General features: G+C 67.3%; 24 protein-coding genes. 13 read left to right on the top strand and 11 right to left on the bottom strand.

From position 1 onward, the window contains the following. Nucleotides 1–811: IS21 family transposase (gene istA / locus DS837_RS00005; protein ID WP_425599227.1), on the bottom strand; the 811-nt coding region annotated here is incomplete at its 3' end. A 483-nt stretch (nt 812–1294) separates the two neighbouring features. Here istA and DS837_RS00010 point away from each other — a divergent pair. Beyond that, on the top strand, nt 1295–2401 hold the full coding sequence (locus DS837_RS00010; RefSeq protein ID WP_149162894.1) for a tyrosine-type recombinase/integrase: 1107 nt from the start codon (nt 1295–1297) through the stop codon (nt 2399–2401). An 88-nt stretch (nt 2402–2489) separates the two neighbouring features. Here DS837_RS00010 and DS837_RS00015 read toward each other — a convergent pair whose 3' ends face one another. Then, entirely contained in the window at nt 2490–5351 is a 2862-nt protein-coding gene (locus DS837_RS00015) for an ATP-binding protein (protein WP_170295690.1), read from the bottom strand. 448 nt (nt 5352–5799) lie between these two features. On the opposite strand from DS837_RS00015, the gene DS837_RS00020 reads away from it, so the two are divergent. The 3 genes from DS837_RS00020 to DS837_RS00030 are packed head-to-tail and all read left to right on the top strand — an operon-like array spanning nt 5800 to nt 9123. Further along, nucleotides 5800–6276 carry a (2Fe-2S)-binding protein gene (locus DS837_RS00020; protein ID WP_149162896.1) on the top strand — a complete coding sequence of 159 codons (477 nt, stop codon included), beginning with the start codon at nt 5800–5802 and terminating at the stop codon, nt 6274–6276. Nucleotide 6277: 1 nt separating this feature from the next. Beyond that, nucleotides 6278–8482: a xanthine dehydrogenase family protein molybdopterin-binding subunit gene (locus DS837_RS00025; RefSeq protein WP_149162897.1), complete on the top strand. Its 2205-nt coding sequence runs from the start codon at nt 6278–6280 to the stop codon at nt 8480–8482. Next, entirely contained in the window at nt 8479–9123 is a 645-nt protein-coding gene (locus DS837_RS00030; protein WP_211102012.1) for a hypothetical protein, read from the top strand. Before DS837_RS00025 ends, DS837_RS00030 begins: the two co-directional genes overlap by 4 nt. Before the next feature lie 147 nt (nt 9124–9270). Here the strand turns inward: DS837_RS00030 and DS837_RS00035 are convergent, their stop codons facing one another. Next, nucleotides 9271–9876, bottom strand: a complete 606-nt coding sequence (locus DS837_RS00035; protein WP_149162898.1) for an FMN-dependent NADH-azoreductase — start codon at nt 9874–9876, stop codon at nt 9271–9273. 116 nt (nt 9877–9992) lie between these two features. On the opposite strand from DS837_RS00035, the gene DS837_RS00040 reads away from it, so the two are divergent. Further along, nucleotides 9993–10931, top strand: a complete 939-nt coding sequence (locus DS837_RS00040; RefSeq protein ID WP_149162899.1) for a LysR family transcriptional regulator — start codon at nt 9993–9995, stop codon at nt 10929–10931. A gap of 36 nt (nt 10932–10967) precedes the next feature. Here DS837_RS00040 and DS837_RS00045 read toward each other — a convergent pair whose 3' ends face one another. The 7 genes from DS837_RS00045 to DS837_RS00075 form a co-directional block, all read right to left on the bottom strand. After that, nucleotides 10968–11501 carry a nuclear transport factor 2 family protein gene (locus DS837_RS00045; protein ID WP_149162900.1) on the bottom strand — a complete coding sequence of 178 codons (534 nt, stop codon included), beginning with the start codon at nt 11499–11501 and terminating at the stop codon, nt 10968–10970. Nucleotides 11502–11591: 90 nt separating this feature from the next. Then, nucleotides 11592–12047 (bottom strand): response regulator, encoded by a 456-nt coding sequence (locus DS837_RS00050; RefSeq protein WP_149162901.1) that lies wholly within the window; start codon nt 12045–12047, stop codon nt 11592–11594. A gap of 223 nt (nt 12048–12270) precedes the next feature. Then, nucleotides 12271–13155 (bottom strand): LysR family transcriptional regulator, encoded by an 885-nt coding sequence (locus DS837_RS00055; protein WP_149162902.1) that lies wholly within the window; start codon nt 13153–13155, stop codon nt 12271–12273. A 75-nt stretch (nt 13156–13230) separates the two neighbouring features. Next, complete coding sequence (locus DS837_RS00060) at nt 13231–13638, bottom strand: PaaI family thioesterase (protein ID WP_149162903.1); 408 nt, start codon at nt 13636–13638, stop codon at nt 13231–13233. A 22-nt stretch (nt 13639–13660) separates the two neighbouring features. Continuing rightward, nucleotides 13661–15097, bottom strand: coding sequence for an aldehyde dehydrogenase family protein (locus DS837_RS00065; RefSeq protein ID WP_149162904.1), 1437 nt, complete (start codon nt 15095–15097; stop codon nt 13661–13663). 29 nt (nt 15098–15126) lie between these two features. Then, on the bottom strand, nt 15127–16341 hold the full coding sequence (locus DS837_RS00070; protein ID WP_149162905.1) for a CaiB/BaiF CoA transferase family protein: 1215 nt from the start codon (nt 16339–16341) through the stop codon (nt 15127–15129). Nucleotides 16342–16388: 47 nt separating this feature from the next. Next, nucleotides 16389–17279, bottom strand: coding sequence for an NAD(P)-dependent oxidoreductase (locus DS837_RS00075; protein ID WP_149162906.1), 891 nt, complete (start codon nt 17277–17279; stop codon nt 16389–16391). Between the two features lie 292 nt (nt 17280–17571). Here DS837_RS00075 and DS837_RS00080 point away from each other — a divergent pair, with 292 nt between their 5' ends. After that, a complete protein-coding gene (locus tag DS837_RS00080; RefSeq protein ID WP_149162907.1) occupies nt 17572–18930 on the top strand; it encodes an MFS transporter in 1359 nt (452 codons plus the stop codon). Between the two features lie 69 nt (nt 18931–18999). On the opposite strand, the gene gcvA is transcribed toward DS837_RS00080, so the two are convergent. Further along, nucleotides 19000–19884: a transcriptional regulator GcvA gene (gene gcvA / locus DS837_RS00085; protein WP_149162908.1), complete on the bottom strand. Its 885-nt coding sequence runs from the start codon at nt 19882–19884 to the stop codon at nt 19000–19002. Nucleotides 19885–20145: 261 nt separating this feature from the next. On the opposite strand from gcvA, the gene DS837_RS00090 reads away from it, so the two are divergent. From DS837_RS00090 to DS837_RS00115, 7 genes are all read left to right on the top strand, one after another. Continuing rightward, nucleotides 20146–20982, top strand: a complete 837-nt coding sequence (locus tag DS837_RS00090; protein WP_149162909.1) for an oxidoreductase — start codon at nt 20146–20148, stop codon at nt 20980–20982. Between the two features lie 233 nt (nt 20983–21215). Next, nucleotides 21216–21620 (top strand): Zn-ribbon domain-containing OB-fold protein, encoded by a 405-nt coding sequence (locus tag DS837_RS00095; protein ID WP_149162910.1) that lies wholly within the window; start codon nt 21216–21218, stop codon nt 21618–21620. Continuing rightward, nucleotides 21617–22768, top strand: coding sequence for a thiolase family protein (locus tag DS837_RS00100; RefSeq protein ID WP_149162911.1), 1152 nt, complete (start codon nt 21617–21619; stop codon nt 22766–22768). Before DS837_RS00095 ends, DS837_RS00100 begins: the two co-directional genes overlap by 4 nt. A 3-nt stretch (nt 22769–22771) precedes the next feature. Beyond that, nucleotides 22772–23524: an SDR family oxidoreductase gene (locus DS837_RS00105; RefSeq protein ID WP_149162912.1), complete on the top strand. Its 753-nt coding sequence runs from the start codon at nt 22772–22774 to the stop codon at nt 23522–23524. A gap of 13 nt (nt 23525–23537) precedes the next feature. Then, nucleotides 23538–24341 (top strand): enoyl-CoA hydratase/isomerase family protein, encoded by an 804-nt coding sequence (locus DS837_RS00110; protein ID WP_149162913.1) that lies wholly within the window; start codon nt 23538–23540, stop codon nt 24339–24341. Nucleotides 24342–24495: 154 nt separating this feature from the next. Continuing rightward, on the top strand, nt 24496–25707 hold the full coding sequence (locus tag DS837_RS32300; protein ID WP_211102014.1) for a site-specific integrase: 1212 nt from the start codon (nt 24496–24498) through the stop codon (nt 25705–25707). Next, nucleotides 25610–26323, top strand: a complete 714-nt coding sequence (locus DS837_RS00115) for a 3'-5' exonuclease (protein WP_211102016.1) — start codon at nt 25610–25612, stop codon at nt 26321–26323. The genes DS837_RS32300 and DS837_RS00115 overlap by 98 nt, the downstream gene beginning before the upstream one ends. The last annotated feature ends 29 nt before the right edge of the window (nt 26324–26352 follow it).

Genomic DNA, 26352 nt, shown 5'->3' on the forward strand with positions numbered 1-26352 from the left:
AGCTGTGGCCGGCGATGGCGTTGCGCTTCACATAGCCGACGCCGCGCTCGTCCTTGCCCTTGGTGCGAGCCCGATACGGTGCGCAGGCCCGCGGCCGAAAGCCCCAGTAGCGGGCAAAGGCATGGAAGCGCTCGTTGAAGAGCACCTCGCGGGTTTCCGGATCGTGATGCGTGACCAGCGCCTTGGCGTTGTCCAGCAGGACCTCCTGAGGCAAACCGCCGAAGTGCCGGAAGGCGCCCTCCAGGCCATCGAGCCAGGCCGACTGCCGTTCATGGCGAAAGGGCTGGACGTAGAGCCGACGCGAGTGCCCCAGCGTGGCGACGAACAGGTAGATTTTGCCCCGTGGTTCGCCGCCGACGGCGGCGCGCAACTCGCCGAAGTCGATCTGCAGCTGATGGCCCGGCGGCGTCTCGAAGCGGACCGTAGCCCGGGCCTCGACCTCCAACTCGCGCCGCCACGGTGCCACGGCGCGTTCGACGGTGCGCAGGCCGACGCGCAGGCCGTGCTCGCGCTGGAGGTCCTGGCGCACGACATCGGCGTTGCCGCGATGGCGCCGGAAGCGTTCGGCCAGCCAGCTCTCCAGCCCATCCAGCGTCTTGGGCCGAGGCGGGACCTTCGCCGGCGTCCAGCCGCCCGCCTCCAGGTAGCGCCGCACCGTCATGTGACTGCACCCGAGTTCCGTGGCGATGCGCCGGATACCCCAGCCCAAGGCATGGAGCCGAAGCATGGCCGCAACCTCTTCCGGCGTCCTCATCACGTCTCTCCGCGGATCATTCCCCCGCGGCAAAACGCTCTCATCAACAACCGACATGCTGGCCTCCATCTCCAGAAGGAGGTCCAGTTCCTCATGTCGTTAAGGGTCTAGTTTGCCAAGACGCCCGACAGCCTGTCTGCTAACCCCCCGATAAGGACACTTATCGCGGCGTTATCACGCCGCGGCGCCTGTTGTCGGGGGGAACGCCGGCACTGTCGGTTTTCCGGGATCGCTGGACTCAAGCCTGAAACCGCGAAAAACGGCCGGATTTCGGCTCCGGATCGCCAGACAGACAGTGCCAGGATCGCTGGACTCGAACTGGGATCGGTGGACGGGATCCGTCCTTCAGACCCTCCCAGCCCCCCTTGAGGACCGCATTTTCATCGCTGCAGGCTGGTTGGCAGCCCGCTGCAGCCGAGGCGGAACGCCGCCAACTTGATTCCGTCCGACAAGACGCTTTTCCGGACGGAACCCTTGCGTGCGGCGGCGCGATCCCGCATCCTCCGCGCGAACCGCCCGCCTTCGCCTGCTGGGAGCCCGATGCCGCACGACACGCCGGACGATCCGATCCCCCGCCTTTCCCCGGACGGGACGGGCGCCGCCTGGCCGGCGCCGGACGCCGGCGTCGCCGTCGAGACCGGGATCTTCGGCCGCCTCGTCGTCCCGGCCGACCCGGCGCGCGCTGCCGAGATCCAGGAGCTCGCCCGGCAGGCCGCCGTCTGGGCGACGCGGGCGCGCGGGGAGGGCACGCTGCGCGCCTACCGCTCCGCCTGGACGGCCTACAGCGCGTGGTGCGACCGCCTCGGCTTCGCCCCGCTGACCGGTGACGCGGACGTCATCGGCCTGTATCTGGTCAAGGCGGCCGAACGGCTGACCGTGCCGACGCTGCGCGTCCACCTCGCCGCCATCGCCACCGCCCACCGCCTCGCCGGGGTGCCGGTCGACCTCAAGCACCCGCGCATCGCCCTGGTGCTCGACGGCCTCGCCCGCGGCCAGGCCGACCGCCCGATCCGCCAGGCCGCGCCGATTCTCCTCGACGCCCTGCCGCGCCTGCTCGCGGCGCAGCCCGACGGGCCGCTCGGCCGGCGCAACCGCGCCATGCTGCTGATCGGCTACGGCGCCGCGCTCCGGCGCTCCGAGCTGGTGGCGCTGCGCGTCGCCGATGTGACCCGCCATCCCGACCGCGGCGTCGAGGTGACGGTGCGCCGCTCCAAGACCGACCAGCGCGGGCGCGGCGACGCGGTGGCCATTTGGGCGGCCGCCGATCCGGATCTCTGCGCCCTGCGTGCCCTCGACGCCTGGCTGGCGGTGCGCGGCGCGTTGCGCCCCGAGGACCCGCTGTTCTGCGGCGTGCTGAAGAACGGCGTGGTCACCGGCAAGCCGCTCTCCGACAAGGCGGTGGCCCGGCTGGTCAAGGAGAGCGCCGTCCGGGCCGGCCTGCCCGAGCCGGCGCGCTTCTCCGGCCATTCCCTGCGCGCCGGCCTCGCCACCGCGGCGGCCGAGGAGGAGGCGCAGCTCCACGACATCATGCGCCAGACCCGCCACAAGTCCACCGAGGTGGCGCGGCGCTACCTGCGCTCGCGCGACCGCTGGCGCAACAACGTCACCGAAAAGCTCTTCCGCTCACGGGGTGGGGGCGGCTCCTGATCGGGAAATTTGGTCACCATTTCCCGGATTAGATGTGCTCTCACCGTGCGTTGCGTCATTGTCGTCGGGAACAAGGACCATGTGCCGTCTACCCGGATCGAATCGCCGCGATCGAAGAACAAACCGTTACCTCGTCGTACAGGGAGCGAGCCCGGCGTAGATCCTGCGTCCCCCAGCCTTCGCCGTACCGCCCGAGCACGTTGGACAACGTCGTGGTCGCTTCGGCCGTGTCACCTTGATCGCGGAGGAACCGGGCGAAGCTCGTCGCGGCACGCAATTCCCAGGCAAGGGCGCCCTGCCGTCGGCTCTCGGCCAACGCGCGTTCAAACCAGCGCCGCGCCTCCACCAGGTTGCCATTCCGGGCTGCCAGTTCACCACGCACCCGCTTCAAATCGGCCGCGCACCACCCTTCGCCATTCCGGCGCAGGCGGTTGAAGGCCTCGCGCAGGGCCCGCTCGGCCTCAACAGGGCGGCCGGCGTCGATCAGGATCGCCGCATACTCCCCAAGCATATGCGTCAGAAGCGGTCCATGTCGGATGTGGCGCAACTCGCCCAAGACCTCAGCCAGTTGACGCAGGCCGATGTCACGCCGGCCGTGACCGATCAGGAGGAAGCTCTCGTAGCAGCGGCCGAGAGTGTGCCAGATGGCCAACCCTGCGCCCTTGGTGCGGGCCATCAAAAGACCGGCGAAGCCATCCAACTCTTCGAGGTTGCCGTTGCGCAGAGCGATCGGGCAGGCCGCCTCCGACAGGGCATAGCTGATGCTGCCGGCATGGTCGCTGGACACCGCATCCTCGACGTTGCGCCGGCTGACGGCGCGCGCCTGTTCGGGGAAGCCCTGCAGCCACAGGATTTGCGCCTCGAAGCAGCGGGCGGCGACCGACTGGTCGAACTGGAAGGCGGCGATCTGCGCCGAACGGGGAATGGTTCCGCTGCGCGCGAGCATGCGTTCGATGCTGCCGCGCGCCGTTGCGAACCGTCCGACAAAGAAGTGTGAGACGCCAAGCATCCGATCGCCGAGGATGGCGAACAGCGGATCGTCGACACCGCTGGACAGGCGCGCATAGGTTTGGGCGATCGTCAGCGCTCCACGGGCGTCACCCTGATTGCGCCGGTCGATCCACAGCCCCCACAGCGCCTTCAGCCGTGCCTCGCGGTCGCCCAGATCCTCGGCGATGGCCAGCACGGTACTCCAGGCGGCTTGCACGCGCTCGCCGGCTCCGTCGATGTTCATCAGAGCGCCGCCCAGCGCGGCGTGAAGCCGCATCACGTCGCGCCGCCGCGTGGGATCACCCGGCGGGATGGCGCCGAGTGCGTGCCCGACGGCCTCGATGGTTTCGGCGATCAGCGACAGGTTGGTCCACAGCGGCACGGCGGCGAGGGTAAGACGCACGCCAAGCGGTTGCCCCTCCTCCGTCGACCAGCACCAGCGCAACGCCGAACGGACGTTGGTGAGCATCGCCTCCCAGCCTGTCCGTTGTGAAGCGCCGTCCGCCGGCTCCGGCGTCCAGTTCTCCAACCGCATCGTCCAATGCTCGGCATGCCGTGCCATCGCGGCATCCTGTTCGCCGTTGGCGACCAACTCCGCCCAGGCGAAGTCCCGGTTGGTGTCGAGCATGCGACAGCGGACGCCAAGCCCGTCGGGCGTCACCTCGATCAGCGATTTCGAAGCCAGCCGCTGGAGCAGACCTTTCACGGGGGCGGCGTCGGCGGCATCGAAGGAAAGGACGGCAACCGCGTCATCCCAGGCGACGGCGCCGCGGAGCACGCTGAAGCAACGAAAGACCCTCCGCTCCGCCTCGTCTAGCAGGCGATAGCTCCATTCCACCGTCGCCAACAAGGTCTGGTGGCGGGGCAGTGCCGTGCGGTAACCGCTGGTGAGCAGCGCGAAGCGATCGGAAAGCGCCTGCAGAAGACCGGCGACACCGAAATGGGGAACCAGGGCCGCAGCCAGTTCGATGGCCAGCGGCAGCCCGTCCAAGCGCCGGCAGATGTCCGCCAGGATGGGCGCCTCCGCCGCACCGAAGCGCAAACCGGCGGAGGCCGCGCCGGCGCGTTCGATGAACAGCCGCACCGCCGGGAAGGTCAGCGCGTCGGCCGGTGCCACTTGGCCGGCGACCGGCGACGGTAGGCCATGCACCGGATGAATCTGTTCCTCCGCAACACGCAGCGCCTCTCGGCTGGTGGCAAGAATACGGACCCCCGGTGCCACCGCCAGAACCGCCTCGACGAAGCGCGCCGCCGTAGCGACGAGATGTTCGCAGGTGTCGAGCAGCAGAAAGGTGCGCCGGTCCGACAGGTAGCGCAGGATCGTCGCCGTGGGGTTCAGGCTATTGCCCGGCAGACCGAGCCGACCGGCCACGGCGGCGGCCAGCAGTTCACCGTCCGGCAGCGGCGACAGATCGACGGGAACCACCTCCTCCCCTCTGCCCGCCGCCAAGGTAGCGACCCGCATTGCCACTGCCGTCTTGCCGGCGCCGCCCGGCCCGACCAGCGTGACCAGCCGATGAGCGCCGATTTGTCGTCCGACCTCGGTGACCAGCGCGTCACGGCCGATCAGCCGCGTCAGCGGAAGCGCCGGTTGGGGCGGTGACAGATCATGCTGCTCCGGCGCGGTGGAGAGCGGGCGGAGCGGAGTGGTGGACACCGATGGCACGGCAAACGCATAACCGCGCCCCGTGACCGTGACGATGCAGTCCAGACAAGACGGCTCGACGCCGAGCAGCTTGCGCAGCGCGGCAATCTGGACACGCAGTGTGTTGCGCTCGACGTGGATGCCGGGCCAGACGGCGGTCATCAGTTCTTCGCTGGTCAGGGTCGTTCCCGCCCGTGTGGCCAGCAGGATCAGCAGATCCATGGCACGACTGCCGATGCGCACCACCGTATCGCCACGGTAGAGCTTGCGAGCCTGCGGCAACAGCCGATAAGGGCCGAAGACGATCTCGCCCAAGTCAACGGCGTGACTGGGAGCCTGAGAGGGGGGACCCAGCGAAATCGCGGGTACCCCCGGAACGTGCGCTTTGCGTGCCGACTGTGATCCAGCAGCCGGACATGGTTCCACGCCACACCGGCTCTCGCCGAAATCCCCCATGGTACCCCCGGCGCTCTCCGGCCGTCCCCGCCCTCCGGCGGTGGTGCAAAATCATATCGTACGGGACCAAAACGGCAACTTCACCTTTGTAAAGTCAGCCTCACCTTTGTGATAGCGCGCCCCCCATCGGCGCGCCTCACACATTCTCACACCATTTAAGTCGGTCTGCTCAGTTCCGGCTGCCTAAGGTTGAGACCGCAAACCGACCCGTCTCTGCCTGACCGACCGCCGGGCAGCCACCGCACCAGGACATCGCAAGCACGGCCGAACATCGCACCAACAGCGCATCGCAAGGGAGCCTCCGACCATGCCCCACACCCTTAACGTCAATGGTATGACGCACACGGTCGATGTGGATGGAGACATTCCCCTGTTATGGGTGCTGCGCGACGTTCTCGGTCTGACCGGCACAAAGTTCGGCTGCGGCATCGCCATGTGCGGCGCCTGCACCGTCCATCTCGACGGGCAGGCGGTGCGGTCCTGCGTCACCACCGTTGCGGATGCCTCCTCCTCCACCATCACCACCATCGAGGCGGTCGGTAAAACCGACGAAGGCGCGCGCGTCCAGCGCGCTTGGTTGGCCGAAGAAGTGGTTCAATGCGGCTATTGCCAGTCCGGGCAGATCATGGCGGCGGCGGCCTTGCTGGCCGTCAACCCACAGCCCAACGACGAGGACATCGATGCGGTGATGTCCGGGAACATTTGCCGTTGCGGGACCTACCCGCGCATCCGTGCCGCCATCAAGCGCGCCTCCGGCGTCATCGTCAGCGAGGAGAATCTGTGACATGGCCATGGCTAACCGGAACACACTGTCCTCGCCTCCCGCCAGCCCGCTTTCCCGCCGGGGCTTCCTCATCTCTGCCGCCGCTGTGGGGGGCGCCCTGGTGATCGGGCTGTGCCCCGCCGGGGTCGCCGCACAAAATGAAGGTGGAACAGCGGCCGAAGCGGCGACGGTTGGCGATGCTACCCTCACTCCCTTCATCCGCATTCCGCCAGCCGGGGCGATCGAGGTGATCGTGCCATCGGCCGAAATGGGGCAAGGTGTCTACGCTGCGATCGCTACGCTGATCGCCGAGGAGTTGGAGGTGCCGCTGGACCAGATCCGGGCCGTGCCGGCGCCGGCCGACCCGGCGCGCTACGCCCACCCTTTGCTTGGCGACCAGATCACCGGTGGTTCGGTCACCATCCGCGGTTTCTGGACACCCATGCGCCAGGCCGGGGCAGCGGCACGGACGATGCTGGTCGCTGCGGCGGCGCGGCAATGGGGCGTGTCCGCTGACTCCTGCAAGGCCGAAGCCGGGGTCGTGCGGCACCCCGAGAGTGGACGCAGCGCTCCCTACGGCACACTGGCCGCCGCCGCCGCGCGGGAACCGCTTCCGGAAACCGTGATGCTCAAGCCGGCCTCGGCCTTCACCCTGATCGGCAAAGCGCTGCCCCGCATCGACTCGCCGGAGAAGGTGGACGGAACCGCCCGTTTCGGGCTCGACGCCCACCCACCGGGGGTCAAGTTCGCGGCTTTGGCCATCTGCCCGACCTTTGGGGGCACGCTGAAGGCGGTGGACGACAGTGCGGCGCTCGCCGTCAAGGGGGTTCGGCAGGTGGTCCGACTGAGCGATGCCGTCGCCGTGGTCGCCGACCACACCGGAGCGGCCCGCAAGGGGCTGGCGGCGCTGCGCATCACCTGGGATGCCGGGCCGAACGGCGGCCTGACCACCGAGGAATTGGAGCGGCGCGCCGACGCCGCCATGGCGGGGGCGGCTCTGGTCGCCCATGAGGCCGGCGACGTGGCCGCGGCGGAGGCGGCACAGGCCCGCGGCCTTGACACCCTGTACCGGTTGCCCATCCTCGCCCATTCGGCGATGGAGCCGATGAACTGCACCGTGCATGTGCGCAAAGACTCCTGCGACGTCTGGGTTGGGACCCAGGTGGCCGGGCGGGCCCGCCAAGCGGCGGCGGCGGTCACTGGCCTGCCTGTGGAGAAGGTGGTGGTCCACAATCACCTGCTCGGCGGCGGCTTCGGCCGGCGCCTCGATTATGACGGCATCACCCTGGCGACCCGCGTGGCCCAGCAGGTCGACGGGCCCGTGCAGGTGGTGTGGAGCCGTGAGGAGGACATCCGTCACGACTCCTTCCGCTATCTGAACCTCAGTCGGCTGCACCTCACGCTCGGCCCCGATGGGCTGCCGGTGTCGTGGCGCCACCGCGTCGTCGGACCGGCGATCATGGCGCGCTTCTTGCCGGCCTTCTTCAAGGACGGCATCGATCTCGACATCGTTGGCGGCGCCGAGGGACCCTATGATATCCCCAACAAGCGCGTCGAGTACGTCCGCCACGAAGCGCCCGAGGGCATGTTGACCGGCAACTGGCGCGGCGTCGGCCCGACCCGCAACGCCCCAGCCATCGAATGCGGCATCGACGAGGCGGCCCATCTTGCCGGCCAGGACCCTGTGATCTATCGGCGGCGCCTGCTCACCGGAACACCGCGGTTGCGCGCGGTGCTCGACCTTGCCGCGGAGCGGGCCGGGTGGGGAACGCCGCTCGAACCGGGGCGCGGACGCGGCGTAGCGGTGATCGCTGATTTCGGAAGCTTCGCCGCCCTGGTCGCCGACGTTCAGGTGACACCGGGCGGCACCGTCCGGATCGACCGCATGGTCTGCGCCGTCGATTGTGGGCAGGTCATCAATCCGGTGATCCTCAAGCAGCAGGTGGAGAGCGGGATCGTCTACGGCCTGAGCGCGGTGCTCTATGGCCGTCTGACCGTGGCCGACGGCGCCATCGTCGAGGGCAATTTCGATGACTCGCCAGTTCTGCGCATCAACGAGTGCCCCCGGATCGACGTCCATATCGTGCCGAGCACCGAGGCACCGGGCGGCGTCGGCGAACTGGGCACGCCGCCCGTAGCCCCGGCGGTGATGAACGCGATCTTCGCGGCGACCGGACAAAGGCTCCGCAATTTGCCGATCGACGGCAGCAGGCTGAGGAGGGCATGACCATGCGACGTATCGCCCGTCTCATCCTTCCCGCCGTGACCGTGAGCGCCCTGGCCCTGGCCGCTGCCATCGGCACCGCCCGGGCGGATACCACCGATCTCGGGCGCGGCCTGAAAAGCCCCGCCGAGATCGTCCCGACCGGAGATCCCGCGTCCCGCTCGCGCGCGCTCTTCACCGAAGCGGCCAAGGTTCTCACCGATCCCCGCTGCATGAACTGCCACCCGGCCGACCGCCAGCCGACCCAGGGCGATGCGATGCGCCCGCACGCTCCGTTCATGCAGGCCGGGGAGTCCGGGTTCGGTCAGCCCGGATTGAACTGCAACTCCTGCCACCGGACGGAGAACACGACCCTGGTCGGCAGCCGCATCGGCTCCGTTCCTGGCGCCACGCCATGGCTTTTGGCGCCGGCCAGCATGGCGTGGCAGGGGCTGACCCTCGGCGGGATCTGCCAGCAGTTGAAGGACCCGGCCCGCAACGGCGGCCGCAGTCTTGCCCAGATCCACACGCACTTGGCCGAGGATCATCTCGTCGCCTGGGCTTGGCATCCCGGCGAAGGCCGCCGTCCGGCACCGGGCACGCAGGCCACCTTCGGCGCGTTGATCGCCGCCTGGATCGAGACCGGCGCCGAGTGCCCGCCCTGATCCGGTTCGCTGCAGGGATGCCGGCTCAGTACCGCTCGAACAGACGCAGGCGGAGGGCGACCACTGTCGCGGTGGTCAGCAGTGTACCGTCGAAGCCCGCCACAGCCGCCCGCCGGTCCAACCCTTCTGGCGCCGCGTTGGCGCTTGCTATACGGTCTGCACGATCCGCGCCCGCGCGGCACCGATGGCCTGTTCGTGAGCTTCCGCCCCCAAAGCCAGCCGTTCCGCGCGGATGAATGTGACGTCGGTGATGCCCATGAACCCAAGCAAGGCTCGAAGATGCGGCTCCTGTGCGTCCATCGCCTGCGCCGGGCCGTCGCTGTACAGACCACCCCGGCTCTCGATGACGATTGCCCGCTTCTCCGTGAGCAGCCCCGCCGCGCCGCTGGCGGAATACTGGAACGTGACGCCGGCGCGCAGCACATGGTCGAACCATGATTTCAGGGTCGACGGAATGCCGAAGTTGTACATCGGCGCACCGATGATCACCGTATTGGCCGCTTTGAGCTCGGCAACGAGATTGTCCGAAAGAGCGCGGGCTTCCGCCTGATCGGCGTTGGCCGGATCACCGCCCCGCAGCGCGACGGCGGCATCAATGGTCAGGTGGGGAAGCGGATTGCGGCCAAGATCCCGGGCGATGACGTGAAGATCGGGTTCCTGCGAGCGTAGACGTGCAACCACCTCTTCGACGAGGCGGTTCGAAACGGACGCTTCGCCAAGGACGCTGCTGGTAAGGACGAGAACTGTGGACATGGATTTGGACCTCTTGAGCCATCCGACGATGGCGACCGGTCCAAGTTAGCGGTTCACCTGGCGGGCCAGAATGGCCTTAAATGCGCCCAGACTGTTGCCTGATTGGGAACACCGGCATGCCAGAGTTCGCGGACCTGAAGAGCTTCGTCGAGATCGTCGACAGTGGCGGCTTCAACCGGGCGGCGCATCGTCTGGGCATTTCAAAGTCGATCCTCAGCCGGCGGATGGCGCGGCTCGAAGCCGAACTTGGAACACGCCTTCTCAGCCGCACCACGCGTGGCATCAGCCCGACCGATGCCGGTCTCGAGTTCAAAGCGCGGTGCGAGCGGATTCTGGCGGATTTGGAGGACGCGCGTGACTCCGTCGCTCAACGAGGGGGTGGGATGATCGGGCGGTTGCGCCTTTCCGTGCCCGCGGCTTTCGTCCATCACATGGCTCCAGTCCTGGCGGACTTGGCCCGGCTCCACCCCAGGCTCGCCATGGATGTGTCCTACAGCGACCGGATTGCCGACCTGATTGGCGAGCGTTTCGATGCCGCGGTCCGCATTGGCACGCTGCGCGATTCCAGCCTCGTGGCGCGCCGAATCGCGCCGGTTCGAGCCGTGCTGGTCGCCAGCCCGGAGTATATCGGGCGACACGGCCGACCGGACGCGCCGGCTGACCTTACCACCCATGAATGTCTGATCTACAGCGGCGCGGTACAGACGGAGTGGCGGTTCCGCTCCGGTAAAAACTGGCTGTCGGTTCGCCCGGAAGGGCGCCTACGGACCGACAGCGGGGATGCCATCGTGCAGTGGGCGATTGCGGGGCTTGGGATCGCCGCCGTTCCGTTGTTCCTCGTGTCAGAGTTCATCGCGAGCGGAAGGCTCGAAGCGCTCCTTCTCGGTTACGACATGCCAGAACATGGTCTCTACGTTTTGCGACCTCCCGGCCCCCATGTTTTGGGAAAGGTCCGGATATTGATCGATACGCTTGTCGCGCGCTTCGGCGGCGAACACGCCTCATGCGTCGGTTCGCCGTCTCCGCAGGAGGAACGTCCGCCACGCGGCAATTGATGCGCCTGCCGCGCGGTGGGCAGGACAACTGCTCTGCTACTGCGTCGGCGTCACGCGCTGCCAGAAATCGTTGAACGCGATGCTGTCGAAGAACGCGGTCGCTTTGATGATCCGGTCGTTCCGCAGCGTAAGGAACCACGCGTAACTGTTGCGATACGGCTGGCCATCGCGGGCCGTTCCTTCCGCATCGAAATGCACGATCACCGTGTCGCCGTCAGCATAGAGATTCCGGATTTCCGGAACGAAACGGCTGGCCATGCGGGCACCGAAGGGCCGGATCACGTTGCTGAGGAAGTCCTCTCGGCCTGTGTAGGTGCGCGCAACCAGGGATGCACCGACGATGGTCCAGTCGGCGTTCTCGTCAAGCAGGTCGTAGGGGCTTCCCGTACCGTCCCGCCATGCCTCGAAGCCTTTGGTAACCGTCGCTCGATTGCGCACCTCCACGCTGTCGGGCGTCTGCTCCACCGCAATCGCCGGAACCGAAAGGGCGCTTCCGAACGCCAGCGGCACGCACAACGCTAAGGGAGCAAGGGTCCATTTCCTTTTCCGTTGCCGCGTTTGCACGGTCACGCCTCCTTCAGAAAATGATTGATCCGAGCGTTGGCAGAGCAGCGTGCAACACGCTGAGCGCTTTGGGCCGTGAAGCGTTGTTGCGTAATGTTAAGAGATGTTCAGTGCCGAGGTGGGAACAGGCGTTTCATCGTTGCGATGCTGTTGCCGGCTGTCGTACCTCCCCGCCCCCGTCGGAGCGATGCCCTTACCGGTTCCTCGTGCTGCCGACAAAACTGCCGACCGCAGTTTGTCGAGGCCGAACGGCATTTCGAGAATCGGCACCTTGTCCTGCATCAGCCAATCTGACGTAAGAAAATGTGCCGCCAAGCCGATGGCGCCGATCGGGTGCCGACGCAACAGGCTTTCGATCTCGTTCGAATCGCTCACCAAGTCTATGTTGAACAGAACAACGTCGGGTGTGGCCTCGCTCAGCGCCGCGGCCAACTCGGTGCGCGTGGAAACTACTTCGCACCCTCCCACACCCCACTGCTCAAGCATCAGGCGGAGGCCCGACGCAATGGCAGGATTGGCATCGGCAATCAAGACTCTGACTTCGCTTAGCATGGGCATTGTCATTCCGCCTGCTGAGTCGGAATTACGCCAAATCTCTTGCTGCAAGAACCCACGCAGTCGAGCCGGCGTCTGTTCCGCGATTGATACGGCACGCTGTGCCTGAAAGCGGTTGTACGCCGTTCATGCCGGAGTCATAATCCGGAGATTTGTTCTTTCCTTGATGAGCTGGATTCAGCAGTGGTGATTGTTGCGATACCCCCGTCGGACCGGGGGATTAAGCTTTGATCGCCTCGATCAGAGCGCGCATCGCCGCCGATACATGGCGCCGGTTGGGATAGTACAGGTAAAGCCAATCCTCCGGTGCGCACCAATCATCCAGACATTGGATCAATCGACCCGCCTCAATATAAGGGCGCGCGTAGCCTTCCCAGACATAGCCCAGGCACACCCCGCCCAACACAGCCTCGATCATCAGTTCGTTGTCGTCGAGCGCCAGCGGCCCGCTCGGCTCGAAGACAAAGCGCTCACCATCCTTTTCAAATTCCCAAGGATAGGAGATGCCGCTCGGGTACACATTCTGGATGCAGGTGTGCTGCCGCAGATCCTGCGGCAACTGCGGGAGGGGACGAGTTTCGAAATACTCGGGTGATCCCACGACGACGAGGCGCAGGCGCGGTCGCAGCTTTACACCGACCATGTCCTGCGAAATCGTTCCGCCCAGCCGGATTCCCGCGTCGAACCCGTCGTTGACGATGTCCACCATCCGGTCCGTCGCAATGACTTCGAGACGGAGCGCGGGATTGTTCCGGATCAGGGGGCCGATGACCTTACCGAGGACGAATCGTCCGATGGAGTGCGGCACGTTGATGCGCACCGTTCCGAAGGGCGCATCGCGAAACTGGTTGAGGCTGTCTACGGCATCACGGATCTCCAGAAACGCCGGAGCCAGCCGCGCGTTCAGGAGATCGCCTGCGTCGGTCAGCGACACGCTGCGCGTCGTGCGGTTCAGCAAACGGACCCCGACGCGCTCCTCCAAGCTCGTCACCGCATGGCTGATCGCCGATGCGGTGACTCCGCGTTCCAGGCCGGCAAGCCGAAAATTCCGTGTCTTGGCCACGGAGACGAAGGCTGCCAGCTCGGACAGTTCGGACGCGCGCATTCCCAAATCCGTTCATCAGCGTCATGACCACCCCAACTCTAGCCGAGGCAGGTGGCCGACACCACGGATCAGAGATCAACGCGGCGGCATCCGCTTGAAGCTTCCCTGCGCCGTCGCGACGACCGAACCGTCGCCGGCATGGACCACTCCGTTTGCGAAATAGATGCGCCTTCCGCCCCCCGTGACCGTCCCGACGGCGCGCAAGCGACCACCCTCCACACGCGCCAGATAGTTCACCATCAAGGACAGCGTCACGGCTTGACCCTCGCCCACACCCTCGGCCACGCCGGTCCCGTCATGGAGGCCGGCATAGCCGCAGGCGGCATCAAGCATGGTCGCAAGAACCCCTCCTTGCAGGATGCCCTGTCGGTTGGTGTGGCGATGATCGACCACAAGGTCGAACTCCGCCATGCCCGGCTCCCACCGCGAGAGCGTGAGGCCGATCATGGTGAGGAATGCATTGTTGTGATGATCGAGATTCATGACGCCTTCCAAAATCCGCCACCTACAGCGTGATGATGACCGACTTCAGCTGGGTGTAGTGCGACAGGGCGTCGATGCCCTGCTCACGCCCATAGCCGCTGTGCTTGAAGCCGCCGCAGGGCGTCTGGACGAAGCCGCCGCTGTAGTCGTTGACGACGATGCGCCCGGCTTCGAGCCGTGCGGCAACGCGGTGGACGCGCCCGACATCCCGGCTCCAAATTCCTGCGGCCAGCCCGAAGTCGGACTCGTTCGCGATGCGCACCGCGTCGCCCTCGTCCTTGAACGGAATGACGCACACCACCGGGCCGAAGATCTCCTCGCGCGCGACGGTCATGTCATTGGTGACGCCGGTGTAGACCGTGGGTTCGATGTACCACCCGCCGCCCAGGCGGGGATCGTCGGCCACGCGGCCACCGATGGCGGGCGTCAGCCCGTCGCGCGCCGCGGCCTCGAAGTAGCTCTGGATCTTCAGGAACTGCGCGTGGGTGGTGATGGGACCGGACGTCGCGCCATGCTCGGGACCGACGCGCAGTTCGGCCACGGCCGTCAGCAGCTTGTCCACGAAGCGGTCATGGATGCTCTCCTGCACCAGAAGGCGCGTGCCCGCCGCGCACCACTGCCCGCTGTTCCAGGTGAAGGCGCGCGTCGAGCCGATGGCCGCGGCGTCGAGGTCGGCGTCGTCGAAGACGATGTTCGCCGACTTGCCGCCGAGTTCGAGCGTGAGCGGAAGAACGCGGTCCGCCGCGATGCGGCCGAGTTCCTGGCCGACGCGAACGCTGCCCGTGAAAGAGATCTTGCGCACCTCCGGGTGGTTGGCCATCGCCGGGCCGATCACGCTGCCCTTACCCACGATCACGTTGAGCACGCCGGGCGGCAGCCCGCCTTCCTCGACCGCGATGCGGGCCAACTCGACCAGCGAACCCGACGTGTGTTCGGACGGCTTGGCGGCGACCGTGTTGCCCGTCGCCAGTGCCGGCGCGATCGCCCGTGCCGCCTGATGAAGCGGGGCGTTCCAGGGCAGGATCACGCCGATCACGCCGAACGGATCGCGGCGGGTGTAGACGTGATGTCCGGGCCCGACATTGATCACCTCGCCGTCCATCACGTTGACGATGCCGCCGTAGAACTCGAAATACTGGGCGGTCAGGTCGATGAGCTGGGCCATCTCGATGCCCGGCTTGCCGGTCTCGCGGGATTCGATGGCGCCGAGCCGCTCTTCGTTGCGGCGGATTGCGCGCGCGGTCTCGACCAGGATGCGGCCGCGTTCGGACGGTCGCGTGTCGCGCCACGCGGCCAGTGCGTCCGACGCCGCAGCGACGGCCCGGTCGAGATCCTCGGGCGTGCTGTCGGCGACCCGCTGCATCCGGGTGCCGGTGCGCGGATCGAACTTGTCGAGATAGGCCCCCTTCAGCGGTGGCGCGGAGCGTCCCGCAATGTGGCTGTCGACGGTCGCAAGCATGGCTTCTGTCCTCCCGTAATCTGGTCTTGTCATGGGGCCGTCCGCGGGTACTGGGAGCCGATCACCTTGCGGTCGAGCAGTTCCGCGATGGCGCCGCGGGAAAATCCGAACGACGCGAGGATGTCGGCGGAATGCTCGCCGAGCGCGGGGGCGGGGGCGTGCGGCACCGCGTTGGACTCGCGACTGTTGATCGGGAAGCCGGGAACCCGGATCGTTCCCAAGGCAGGATGGCTCATCCCGGCGATCATACCGTTGGCCGCCACCTGCGGATGCCCGACAAGGTCTGCGTAGTCGGCCACCCGTGTGCACAGGACGTCCACCTTGCGCAAGACGGCCAGCCAGTGTTCGCTCGGCTGCGCTTTGAAGAGTGGGCCGAGCGTGTCGCGCATCGCCTCCCGATTGGCGACCCGCGTTGCGGAGGTTTCGAACCTCTGGTCGTGAATCAGGTCGACGCGCCCCAGCACCTCGCACAGCCGGTCCCAGCGACCGCCGTTGTAGGCCGCGACCATGATCCAGCCGTCGGCGGTCTCAAACGCCTCGTTGGGGGCTGAATAGGGCGCGGCGCTGCCCTGGCGTTTCGGCAGCACACCGTCCGCCAAGTAGCCGGCAATGGAGGGCTGCTGGAGTGCCAAGGCGGCGTTCAGCAGGTTGATGTCGAGCTGGCCGCCCTTGCCGTCGCGCCGGCGCTCCATCATCTTGGCCAGGATGCCGAGCGCCGCGACGTAGCCGGTGAACACGTCGACCACCGGCGCCTGGACCTTGCACGGTTCGCTCGCGGGCGTTCCGATGATGCTCATCAGGCCGCTGTCGGCCTGGATGATCCCATCGACACCGGGGCGCTCGGCGTAGGGGCCGTCCTGCCCATAGGCCGAGATCGACGCGTAGACGAGACCGGGGTTGTCCGCCGAAAGCACGTCGTAGCCGAGGCCGATGCGCCGCATCACGCCGGGCCGCATGCTCTCGACCAGCACGTCCGCCGTCCGGGCAAGGGTCCGGGCGACCTCGACTCCCTGCGGGGTCTTGAGGTCGAGCGACAGCCCCAGCTTGTTGCGGTTGAAGGCGTGGTACAGCGCGCTGTCGTCCCCGATCCAGGCCGGGCCGAGTTGGCGGCCGAGTTCGCCTTGCGGCGGCTCGACCTTGATGACGCGGGCGCCCATGTCGGCCAGAAGCATCGTGCAGGTCGGGCCCGCGCCGATGTGCGTGAAATCGAGGACGGTCAGGCCGTCGAGAGCATGACGCATCATGGCGTGACTCCATTCGTTCAGGGAACGGCGGCGTGCCGCCTCCGGTGTCAGGAACGGGCGATCTCCGCTCCAGCGGCGCGCTCCAGCTCCTTCACGACGACCGTCATGTCGTCGTGTCCGCCGCCATGGGCGTGGGCCAATTCGTAGAGTTGCTTGGCGAGCGCGCAGACCAGCATCGGCGCGCCGGCGGCCTCCGCCTCGGCCACGCACAGCCGCAGATCCTTGCGCATGAGTTCGAGCCGGAAGCCGAAGTCGAAACGCCGGTCGAGGACGCGGTCCGCAAGGATGCTCTCCGTGACGAAGCTGCGCGCCGTGCTGGCGTTGAGCATGTCGAGGATGGCGTCGGCGGACAGGCCGAAGCGGACCCCGAACAGGATCGCCTCGCTGGCCGCGACGAGGTTGGCGCCCACGATCATGTTGTTGATCAGCTTCAGCGCCTGCCCCTGGCCGACGCCCGTGCCGACATGGACGACGTGGCGGCCGAAGCTGCGGAAGACGGGGGCGAGCGCCTCGTAGGCCCAGGTCTCGCCGGACACCATGACGGACAGCGTGCCGGCCTGCGCGCCGGACACGCCACCGGCCAGCGGTGCGTCCAGGGCCGTGATCCCACGGCCCGCGAGCCGATCCGCGATCTCGCGGGCGGCGCTCGGCCCCGTCGTCGAGTGGTCCACGCAGATCCGGACCTTGCTCCCCTCGATCACGCCGCTGGGGCCGAGCACGACCTGCCGGACGATGTCCGGTGTCGGAAGGCAGACCAGCACCGCCTCCGCCGCATGGCCGACCGCCGCCGCCGACGGGCAGACCGTCGCGCCGAGCGCCGCCGCGGCATCGAGGGCAGTGGGGTTGGTGTCGAAGACGTGCAGGTCCTGGCCAGCCTTCGCGAGATGGCGCACCATTGGGGCGCCCATCGCACCAAGCCCGATGAAACCGATCGCCATGCCTTCCTCCCGTCTGTTGAAGCGACCGCCGGGTCGCCTTGAATTGCCGACCACGCTGCGGCACGACGGTTCGCCGGGCAAATGAGTTTCCGGCCGCGGTCCGTTGACCTCAACTCAACGACATGGGGCGCAACGGATAAGAGAAAGCGCCCGGGCCGACAGCCTCTGTTGACCTGAGGTCAACAGCACCTTGCGAAAAGCTCGCTTATTGTTTGATGACCGAACATTCACCCTTTCCCCATCGGCGCGGCTGGTCGCCGCATCGTCAGCAACGCTTGGGGAGGAAAAGGAAATGGAACGGTTGGAGGCGGCGCGTGCGCCGAATTCCGCAGCGATCTTCGCGTCATCGGACAATCCGTCATCGGACGACGCCGACGTCCGGCGGCTGACCGCCGCTCAGAAGAAGGCGATCATCGCCGCAACAGCGGGCACGATCGTCGAATACACGGACTGGGTGATCTATGCGATTTTCGCGTCGATCCTCGCGAACAAGTTCTTTCCGGCGGGCAACTCCTTCACCGCCCTTCTTTCGGTTTTCGCCATCTTCGCGGTCGGCTTCATCATGAGGCCGGTCGGCGGCGCGGTCCTCGGCGCCTTTGCCGACCGCCACGGCCGCAAGAAGGGCCTGACCCTGTCCATCCTGCTCATGTCGGGCGCGTCCTTCGTGATCGGTGTCTGCCCGACCTACGACCAGATTGGTCTGGCCGCCCCGATCATCCTCGTGCTGGCGCGCCTGACGCAGGGATTCTCGGCTGGCGGGGAATTCGGCTCCGCCTCCACCTTCCTGATCGAATCCGCGCCCGCGGACCGGCGGGCCTTCGCCGGGTCCTGGCAATGGTTCGCCATCAACGCGGGCACGCTGATCTCCTTCGTGCTCGCCTTCTCCTTCACGGTCATCGGGAGCGATGGGGGGCTGTCGTCCTGGGGATGGCGCGCCGCCTTCATCATCGCTGGGCTGCTGGGCCTGGTCACGTTGTGGATTCGGCTCTCCGTCGGTGAGACCGAGGTCTTCAAGAAGCGGGCGGCCACGGAGGGCGTCCAACGGCACCCGATGATCGACGTGTTCCGCAAGCATCCGCGCGACGCCCTCCGCGTCATCGGCATCGCCATGGCCGGCAATCTGCTCAACTACGTGTGGATGGTGAATTACCCGAGCCACGCGCACCTCGTCACCGGCCTGCCGATGAGCCAGACGCTCCTGGCCGGCATCGTTTCGGTCACCGTGTCGCTCGTCCTGATCCCCTTCGTCGGCATGCTTGCCGACCGGATCGGGCGGCGCCCGGTCCTGATCGCCTTCGCCTTCAGCTCCGCCCTCTACGCTTGGCCGAGCCTCGCGCTGCTCTCCCCGGCCACCAGCTTTCCCGAACTCGTGGCGATCCAGACGGTCGCCATGGTGCTCATGACCGGCTTCGCCGGGGCCGGGGCCGTCACGATGGCCGAGCAATTTCCGACCGAAGTGCGGGTCACCGGCATCGCGCTGCCCTATGCCCTGTCCGTCACGCTGTTCGGCGGAACCGCGCCCTACCTGATCACGGCCATGGGCGGCTGGGGATACGGCCACCTCGTGTGGATTTACCTCGCGGCCATCAGTGTGATCGGCGGGATCGTCTACACGCTCATGCCGGAAACCAAGGGCAAGCCGCTGCCCTGATCGGTTCTCTCCCCGAGGGGCGGCTGGCGGATGCCCGTCAGCCGCCCTTTCGCATGTCTTGGCCGACGCCTACGTCCGGGTTTGCGCCAGAAGCCACTCCCGGAACCGGCGGAAAGCCGGGTTGCGCATCCGGTTGCGGGGATAGATGAAGTAATAGGTGAACTCTCCGCGGTCGAGCGGCGGTCCGAAGGGCTGCACCAGACGGCGGGCACGCAGATCCTCGGCGAACAGCGCCTTCTGCGCGATCATGACGCCCTGGCCTTCCAGGGCCGCCTGATAGGCGAGCGTGGAACTCGCGTATTTCGGCCCGGCATAGGGATCGATGCCCTCGGCGCCCGCCGCTTCCAACCAGTAGCGCCAGTCGTCGAGCCGCACCAGCGAGTGAAGCAGCGTCTGACCCGTAAGGTCGCCGACCTTTTTCAAACCCGCGCGCCGCCGCAGGGCGGGGCTGCACAACGGGACCAGTTCGTTCGCGATGAGCCGGTCCACCTCGACGCCAGGCCAGTTGCCGTCCCCCAGCCGGATGGCGCCGTCGAGGTTTTCCCGGTCGAAATCCACCGTCTCCACGGAGGTCGTGAGGCGCACCTCGGTGGTCCTGTTGTCCGCATGGAACGACGATAGGCGTGGAATCAGCCATTTGACCGCGAAAGTCGTGTAGGCGCGGATTCGGACGACCTCGATGGTCGTCTGGCCGGTGAGCTTCCGGGTGGCCTCGCGGATGCCGTCGAAATGCAGCGTGATCGCCGCCAGATACTGCTCCCCTTCGGGCGTCAGGACGATTTCCCGCGGCTCCCGGCGGAAGAGCGGCGTGCCGAGATGGCTTTCCAGGCTCTGCACCTGACGGCTCACCGCACCCGGCGTGACGGACAGTTCATCCGCAGCCTTGCGGATGCTCCTGAGCCGGCCGGCGGCTTCGAAGGCTCGCAACGGGTTGAGTGGGGGAAGCCGATCCATGGCATTAGGATTGATCCGCTGTTGAGCTTTGGTCAACGGTGAATTCGGACCCGTTCGCGGCGCTCCACCCCCTCCATTGCTGAACGCCGTGCAACAGCCTGTGAAAAAGGCGGCGGATTGTTCGGGTCGGCGCCGGGTCGTAGCTTTTCCTCACCACGCCGGACCGGCGGGGCCAGGAGAAACGGACGGGCTTTCATCCCCGGCCGCTCCGTCACAAAGACCACCCTTCGTTCCATTGTTCCTGAGAAGAGGAGACGCTCCATGCGTGTGTGGTTCATCACGGGTGCTTCCCGCGGTTTCGGTTCGCTCATCGCTGCCGAAGCCCTCGCCGCCGGCGATGCGGTCGTCGCGACCGCCCGCAACCCGAAGGCGGTCACTGAACGGATCGGCGATCATCCCAACCTGCTCCCCGTGGCGCTCGACGTGACGGACGAGGCTCAAGCCCAGGCCGCAGCCGCGGCGGCTGTGGAACGCTTCGGTCGGATCGACGTGCTGGTCAACAACGCCGGTTACGGCCTGCTCGGCGCGGTCGAGGAGTCGAGCGGTTCCGAAGTCGAGAAGATCTTCGCGACCAACGTCTTTGGCCTTCTCGCCGTAACCCGGGCCGTGCTGCCGCACATGCGGCGCCAGCGTTCGGGCCATGTCATCAACATCTCGTCCATCGGCGGCTACGGGGCCTTCGTCGGCTGGGGCGTCTACGGTTCCACCAAGTTTGCGGTGGAAGGCATCACCGAGGCGCTCGCCGCCGAACTCGCCCCCCTCGGCGTCAAGGCGACCGTCGTGGAGCCGGGCTTCTTCCGCACCGATTTCCTGGACGAGCAATCGCTGGCGGTGAGCGCTGAGATCGCCGACTACGCCGAGACGGTGGGAGCCATGCGCCGTTTCGCGGCGGACGCCAACCACGCCCAGCCCGGCGATCCCACCAAGTTCGCCAAGGCGATGCTCACGCTCGCCGACGCCGAGAATCCGCCGGTGCGGCTGGCGGTGGGCAGCGACACGGTGGCCCACATCGAGCGCAAGAACGCGACGGTCGCAAGGGAACTCGATGCGTGGCGGGAGCTTTCGCTGTCGACCGACTTGTCGGCGACCGCCGGGTAACGCCTCCCGCATCGCAAGCGCACATCGTCTTCTGAACGAAGGGCCGTGGCTGCCGGGTTTTCCCGGCAGCCACGGCCCTTTTCGTCGTTCCGCCCGCCTGTCGGCAACCGGCGTTCCTGTTGAGTTTTGCTCAACCATGCTTGCCGCATTGTCGTTCTGAATGCCGGGCTTTCCTCACCTATCCTCTCACCATCGCAGCGCTGCGCTGCGCATCCAAAGGAAGGGGAGGACCCATGGAAAGGCCGAACGGAGAGAACCCGCATCCGGAGCCGTCCTGGCTCGACCGGAGCAACGGCGCCCCCCGGCTGGCTGCCTCGCGCCACCGGGACACAGGCCGCTGCGTGTTTCCGCGGGTGCCGGCCGCGTCGCCGGCGGCGCCGCGCTACGAGCCGGTGACCTTGTCGTCCCATGCCCGGCTCTACAGCCACACCGTCATCCACCCCAACCCGAAGACCGGCCAGGCTCCGTTCGCTCTCGTCTATGCGGATTTTCCGGAAGAGGTCCGGGTTTTCGGCCGGCTGGACCTGCCGGAGGGTGTGCGCCCGTCCATCGGAGCGCGGCTGGAAGCCGTCATCGACGAGTCCGCGGACGGCAACGCCCGCTATGTGTTCGTTCCCGCAGAGGAGGCCGTTCCATGAGCCGCGACGTCTACATTGCCGGGGCCGCGATGACCCCGTTCGGGCGCCAGGACGCCCGATCCATGCAGGATCTGGCGCAGGCCGCCGTGCTGGGGGCGCTCGCCGACGCTGGTGCGGACCAGAATCGCATCCAGGCCTTCTACAACGCCAACGTCTATGGCGGCATGGTGCTGGGGCAGGTGCTGATGCGCGATCTCGGCATCACGGGGCCGGCGCTCTACAACGTGGAGAACGCCTGCGCCAGCGGCGCCACCGCCGTGCATCTCGCCTGTCAGGCGCTGCGCCTCGGCCTGTACGACACCGTGCTCGTCTGGGGCGTGGAACAGCTGACCCGGCTGGGTGGCGGCACCATCCCCCTCCAGCGCAACGACTACAAGACGGAGCTTTACGCGGCGCAGGGGATGACGCTGCCCACGGTCTACGCCATGCGCGGCAGCCGCTATCTTCATGAACGCCGGGAGACGCCGGAAATCCTCGCCCGCATCGCCGTGAAGAACCGCGCCCACGGCGCGCGCAACCCCTACGCCCAGCAGCGCAAGGAGGTCACGGTGGAGGAGGTGCTGAATTCCCGCCCTGTCGCGGAGCCGCTGACGCTGCTGCAATGCTGCCCGTCGCAGGTCGATGGGGCCGCCGCCCTCGTGCTGACGACGGTGAAGCCGGCATCCTCCCGGCGTCCGGTGCGTGTTCTCGGCTCCGCCGTCCAGTCCGGCCATCTCGAAGAGGGCTGCGACGACATCCTTGACGCGGAAATCACCGCCCGCACGGCGCGGCTCGCCTACGAGGAGGCTGGCGTCGGCCCGCGGGACGTCGGTGTCGTCGAGCTGCACGACGCCTTCACCATTGCCGAACTTCTCTATTACGAAGCGCTCGGCCTCTGCGAGAAGGGCGGGAGCGCCGATATGCTGCGGCGTGGGGACACCGCGCTCGGTGGCCGCGTTCCCGTCAATCCGAGCGGCGGCCTGCTCGCCAAGGGTCATCCGCTGGGCGCCACCGGCGTCGCGCAGATGGTGGAGATCGCCTGGCAGCTTCAGGGCCGTGCCGACGGGCGTCAGGTCGAAGGGGCCCGCATCGGTCTGACGCAATGCACCGGTGGCGGAATCGCCGGCGTCGACCATGCGGCGTCCTCTGTCCATATTCTGGGGGTGTAAGCCATGGAAGCGAGGGATATCGTCGTCGTCACGGGCGGTGCCCGTGGCATCGGCTTCGGCATCGCCCGCCTCATGGCGAGCAAGGGTTACGACGTCGCTCTGTTCGACCGTGACCGGGCGGCACTGGACGAGGCGGCCGCCACACTGCGCGACAGCAGCGGTGCGCGGGCAGTCCCGGTCGCCGTGGACGTCACCAGCCGCATCGAGGTCGAAGAGGCCGTCGCCGCGGTCACGGCGGAGTTCGGCCGCATCGACGTGCTGGTCAACAACGCCGGCATCGTCCGTGACAAACGGCTTTTTGCCATGGAGGAAGAGGATTGGGACACCGTGGTGGCGACCAACCTCAAATCGCAGTTCCTCACCTGCAAGGCGGTCTTGCCCGGCATGGTCGAGCGCGGCTATGGCCGGATCGTCAACATCTCCTCGCGCGCTTGGCTCGGCGGCTTCGGTCAGGCGAATTATTCGGCGGCCAAAGGCGGTGTGGTCAGCCTCACACGCAGCCTGGCGATTGAGTTCGCTGCAAAGGGTGTCACCGTAAACGCCGTCGCTCCGGGCATCGTCGATACGCCCTTGTTCCGCACGTTCAGGGAGGATGTGCAGGAACGCTTGAAGACAAGCGTTCCCGTGCAGCGGATCGGCACACCGGAGGACATCGCCCAGGCGGTGCTGTTCTTCGCGGCGCGCACGAGTTCCTACATCACCGGCCAGCTTCTCTACGTGTGCGGTGGCCGGTCGCTCTCAAGCCCCAGCGTCTGAGGAGAGGTGCGCCATGACCATCACCAGCAACGTCGAGGATCGGATTGGCACAATCACGATCGACCGCGCCGAAAAGCTCAACGCCCTCGATCCGGAGCATCTGCGGGCGCTGCGGCGGCATCTGGCCGGCCTTTCGTCCGATCCGTCCGTGAACGTCATCGTGATCACCGGTGCGGGCGGTCGGGCCTTCTGTGTCGGCGCCGATCTCACTTCCGCTCCGACCAGCGATGCGGGCGTCGCCGAGGCCTTTCCCATGGATCTGGAACAGTCAGGCGAGAACGGGCTCTACATCCGCCTGTTCAACCTCTCCGGCCTGCAGATCCGTAAGCCGTTGATTGCAGCCGTCGACGGATATTGCCTTGGCGGAGGATTGGAACTGGCCCTGCAATGCGACCTCGTTGTCGCATCGGGCAAGGCGTCTTTCGGTCTGCCCGAGGTGGCGGTGGCGAGCGTGCCCGGCGGAGGCGGAGCGACCAACCTGATGCGGGCCATCCCTCGCGCCGTCGCGATGCGGATGCTGCTGACCGGCGAGCGCATCGACGCGCAACGGGCGCTCGCCATCGGCCTCGTCAGCGACGTCTGGCCCGCGGAACGTTTTGCCGACGAGACCAATGCGCTCGCACGCCGTATCGCCGACAATGGCCCGCTGGCGGTTCAAATGATCAAGATGCTGGCCAGCCAAACCACGACGCTGCCAAGTCTTCAGGCGTTCCAACTGACGGAACTGGCCTGGAGCCTGCTGCGCGACACGGCTGACCGCCGCGAGGGGCGGCAGGCCTTTGCCGAAAAACGCAAGCCGGTTTACATTGGCCGCTGATGGTTTGGGATGGTGCCGGAAACTTGTAATCTCTCCGGTTTCCGGTGCAGTCGTGATGAGCAGACCGCCGCGGTCTTGGACTGGCAGGTGGATGTGCTTCTGCGACGAAACGCTAACCTGCCGCTGACCATGCCCGCCTGGGCGGACGGTTTGCATGTCTGACTGCGGCGCCCGGCCCTCCAATTCCGAGACGAAGGCCTCCGTGGTCGACAAGCCGTTCGAAGTCGACGCTGGTGTCGCTGTGGAGATCGGTCTGTTCGGCCGTCTAGTGGTCCCGGCGGACCCGGCGCGCGCCGCCGAGGTCCAGGACCTCGCCCGGCAGGCCGCCGTCTGGGCGACGCGGGCACGCGGGGAGGGCACGCTGCGCGCCTACCGCTCCGCCTGGACGGCCTACAGCGCGTGGTGCGACCGCCTCGGCTTCGCCCCGCTGACCGGCGAGGCCGACGTCATCGGGATGTATCTGGTCAAGGCGGCCGAACGGTTGACCGTGCCGACGCTGCGCGTCCACCTCGCCACCATCGCCACCATCGCCACCGGCCACCGCTTCGCCGGGGTTCCGGTCAACCTCAAGCACCCGCGCATCGCCCTGGAACGCCGCGGTCACGCTCGCGAACACGGAAGCGCTCGCCGGCAAGCAACACCGCTGACCGACGCCGTGCTCGGCCCTGTCCTTGAGCGGCTGACGCCCGCCGACGAACGGCCGCTGCGCCCCATCGACCGCCGCGACCGGGCGTTGCTGCTGGTCGGGCGTGACACGCTGGCCCGCGTCGATGAGCTGGTGGCGCTGCACTGGGCGGATCTCCGTCCGGTCGATCCCGACGACCCGGCGGCCCGGCCCGGCGAAGGCACCATCCGCATCCGCCGCTCCAAGACCGACCCGGAGGGCGAAGGGGCCGAAGTCTGGCTGTCGGCGGAAGCCATGGCCGCGCTTGCCGCATGGCGGGCGGTGGCGCCCTGCTGGCCGGACCCGGTCACCGGCGCGCCGACGCGCGAGGGGCTGCTCGTCTTCGGTCATCTGCGTCGCAGTGCTCCGGGTGAGGGTGACGCGGTGTGCCGTCCATGCAGCGCCATACCCGCAGCGTCGCCGAACGGTCATTTGTCCGTTGTGCTTCCCCGATCGTTTGAGGAGCATGGCGCCGCCGCACCCCGGAGGCCTCATGCACCACGACACGCTGCTCTGCCTCGACATCGAGACAATGCCGGACCGCCAGATCCTTCCGGCGGACTGGCCGGCGGAGAAGTTCCCGCCGCCGCACTGCCATCAGATCGTGGCGATCAGCTTCGTCGAAGCGGCCATCGACCGGTCCTCCGGCGTGGAGCGCTACCGTGTGACCGAGTGCCGGTCCGGCGGCGACCTCGACTATGACGAGGAGCGGCTGATCCGCGGCTTCTGGAAGCACTTCGCCCGGACGTTGCCGCGCGTGGTCACCTGGAACGGGCGCGGCTTCGACCTGCCGGTTCTGAAGCTGCGCGCGATGGTCTACGGCGTGCCGGTGCCGGCGTGGTTCCAAACCGGCGACAAATGGAACGGCTACACCCAGCGCTACCAGCCCGATTTCAACTGCGACCTCATGGAGCAGGTCGCCGACTACGGCGCCTCACAGCGCATCGGCCTGCAGGACATCGCCGACCTGATCGGCCTGCCTGGTAAGATCGGCGGCCACGGCAGCGAGGTGGCCGACATGATGGCGCGCGGCGAGCTGGAGAAGGTGCGGGCCTACTGCGAGTCGGACGTGCTGACCCTCTACGCCGCCTATGTCCGCTGGGCGCTGCTGACCGGACGGACCGACCCGGCTGGGCACAACGCCAGCGTCGACAGCTTGGTGGAGTGCCTCGTGCGCGAGCGCGCCGACCGACCACATCTCGGGACATTCCTCGACCTGTGGCAGGCCTCGACACGGCCCGCTCCGATGCACGTGCCTGTGCCGCGTCCTGCCCTGGTTGCCGAACCGTCGCATCTGCCGAGCGAGCACGTACTCTGACGCGGCGTCGGATTGGTGGATCGGACCAG

Source organism: Azospirillum brasilense (assembly GCF_008365405.1).
GTDB classification, from domain to species: Bacteria; Pseudomonadota; Alphaproteobacteria; order Azospirillales; family Azospirillaceae; genus Azospirillum; species Azospirillum brasilense_D.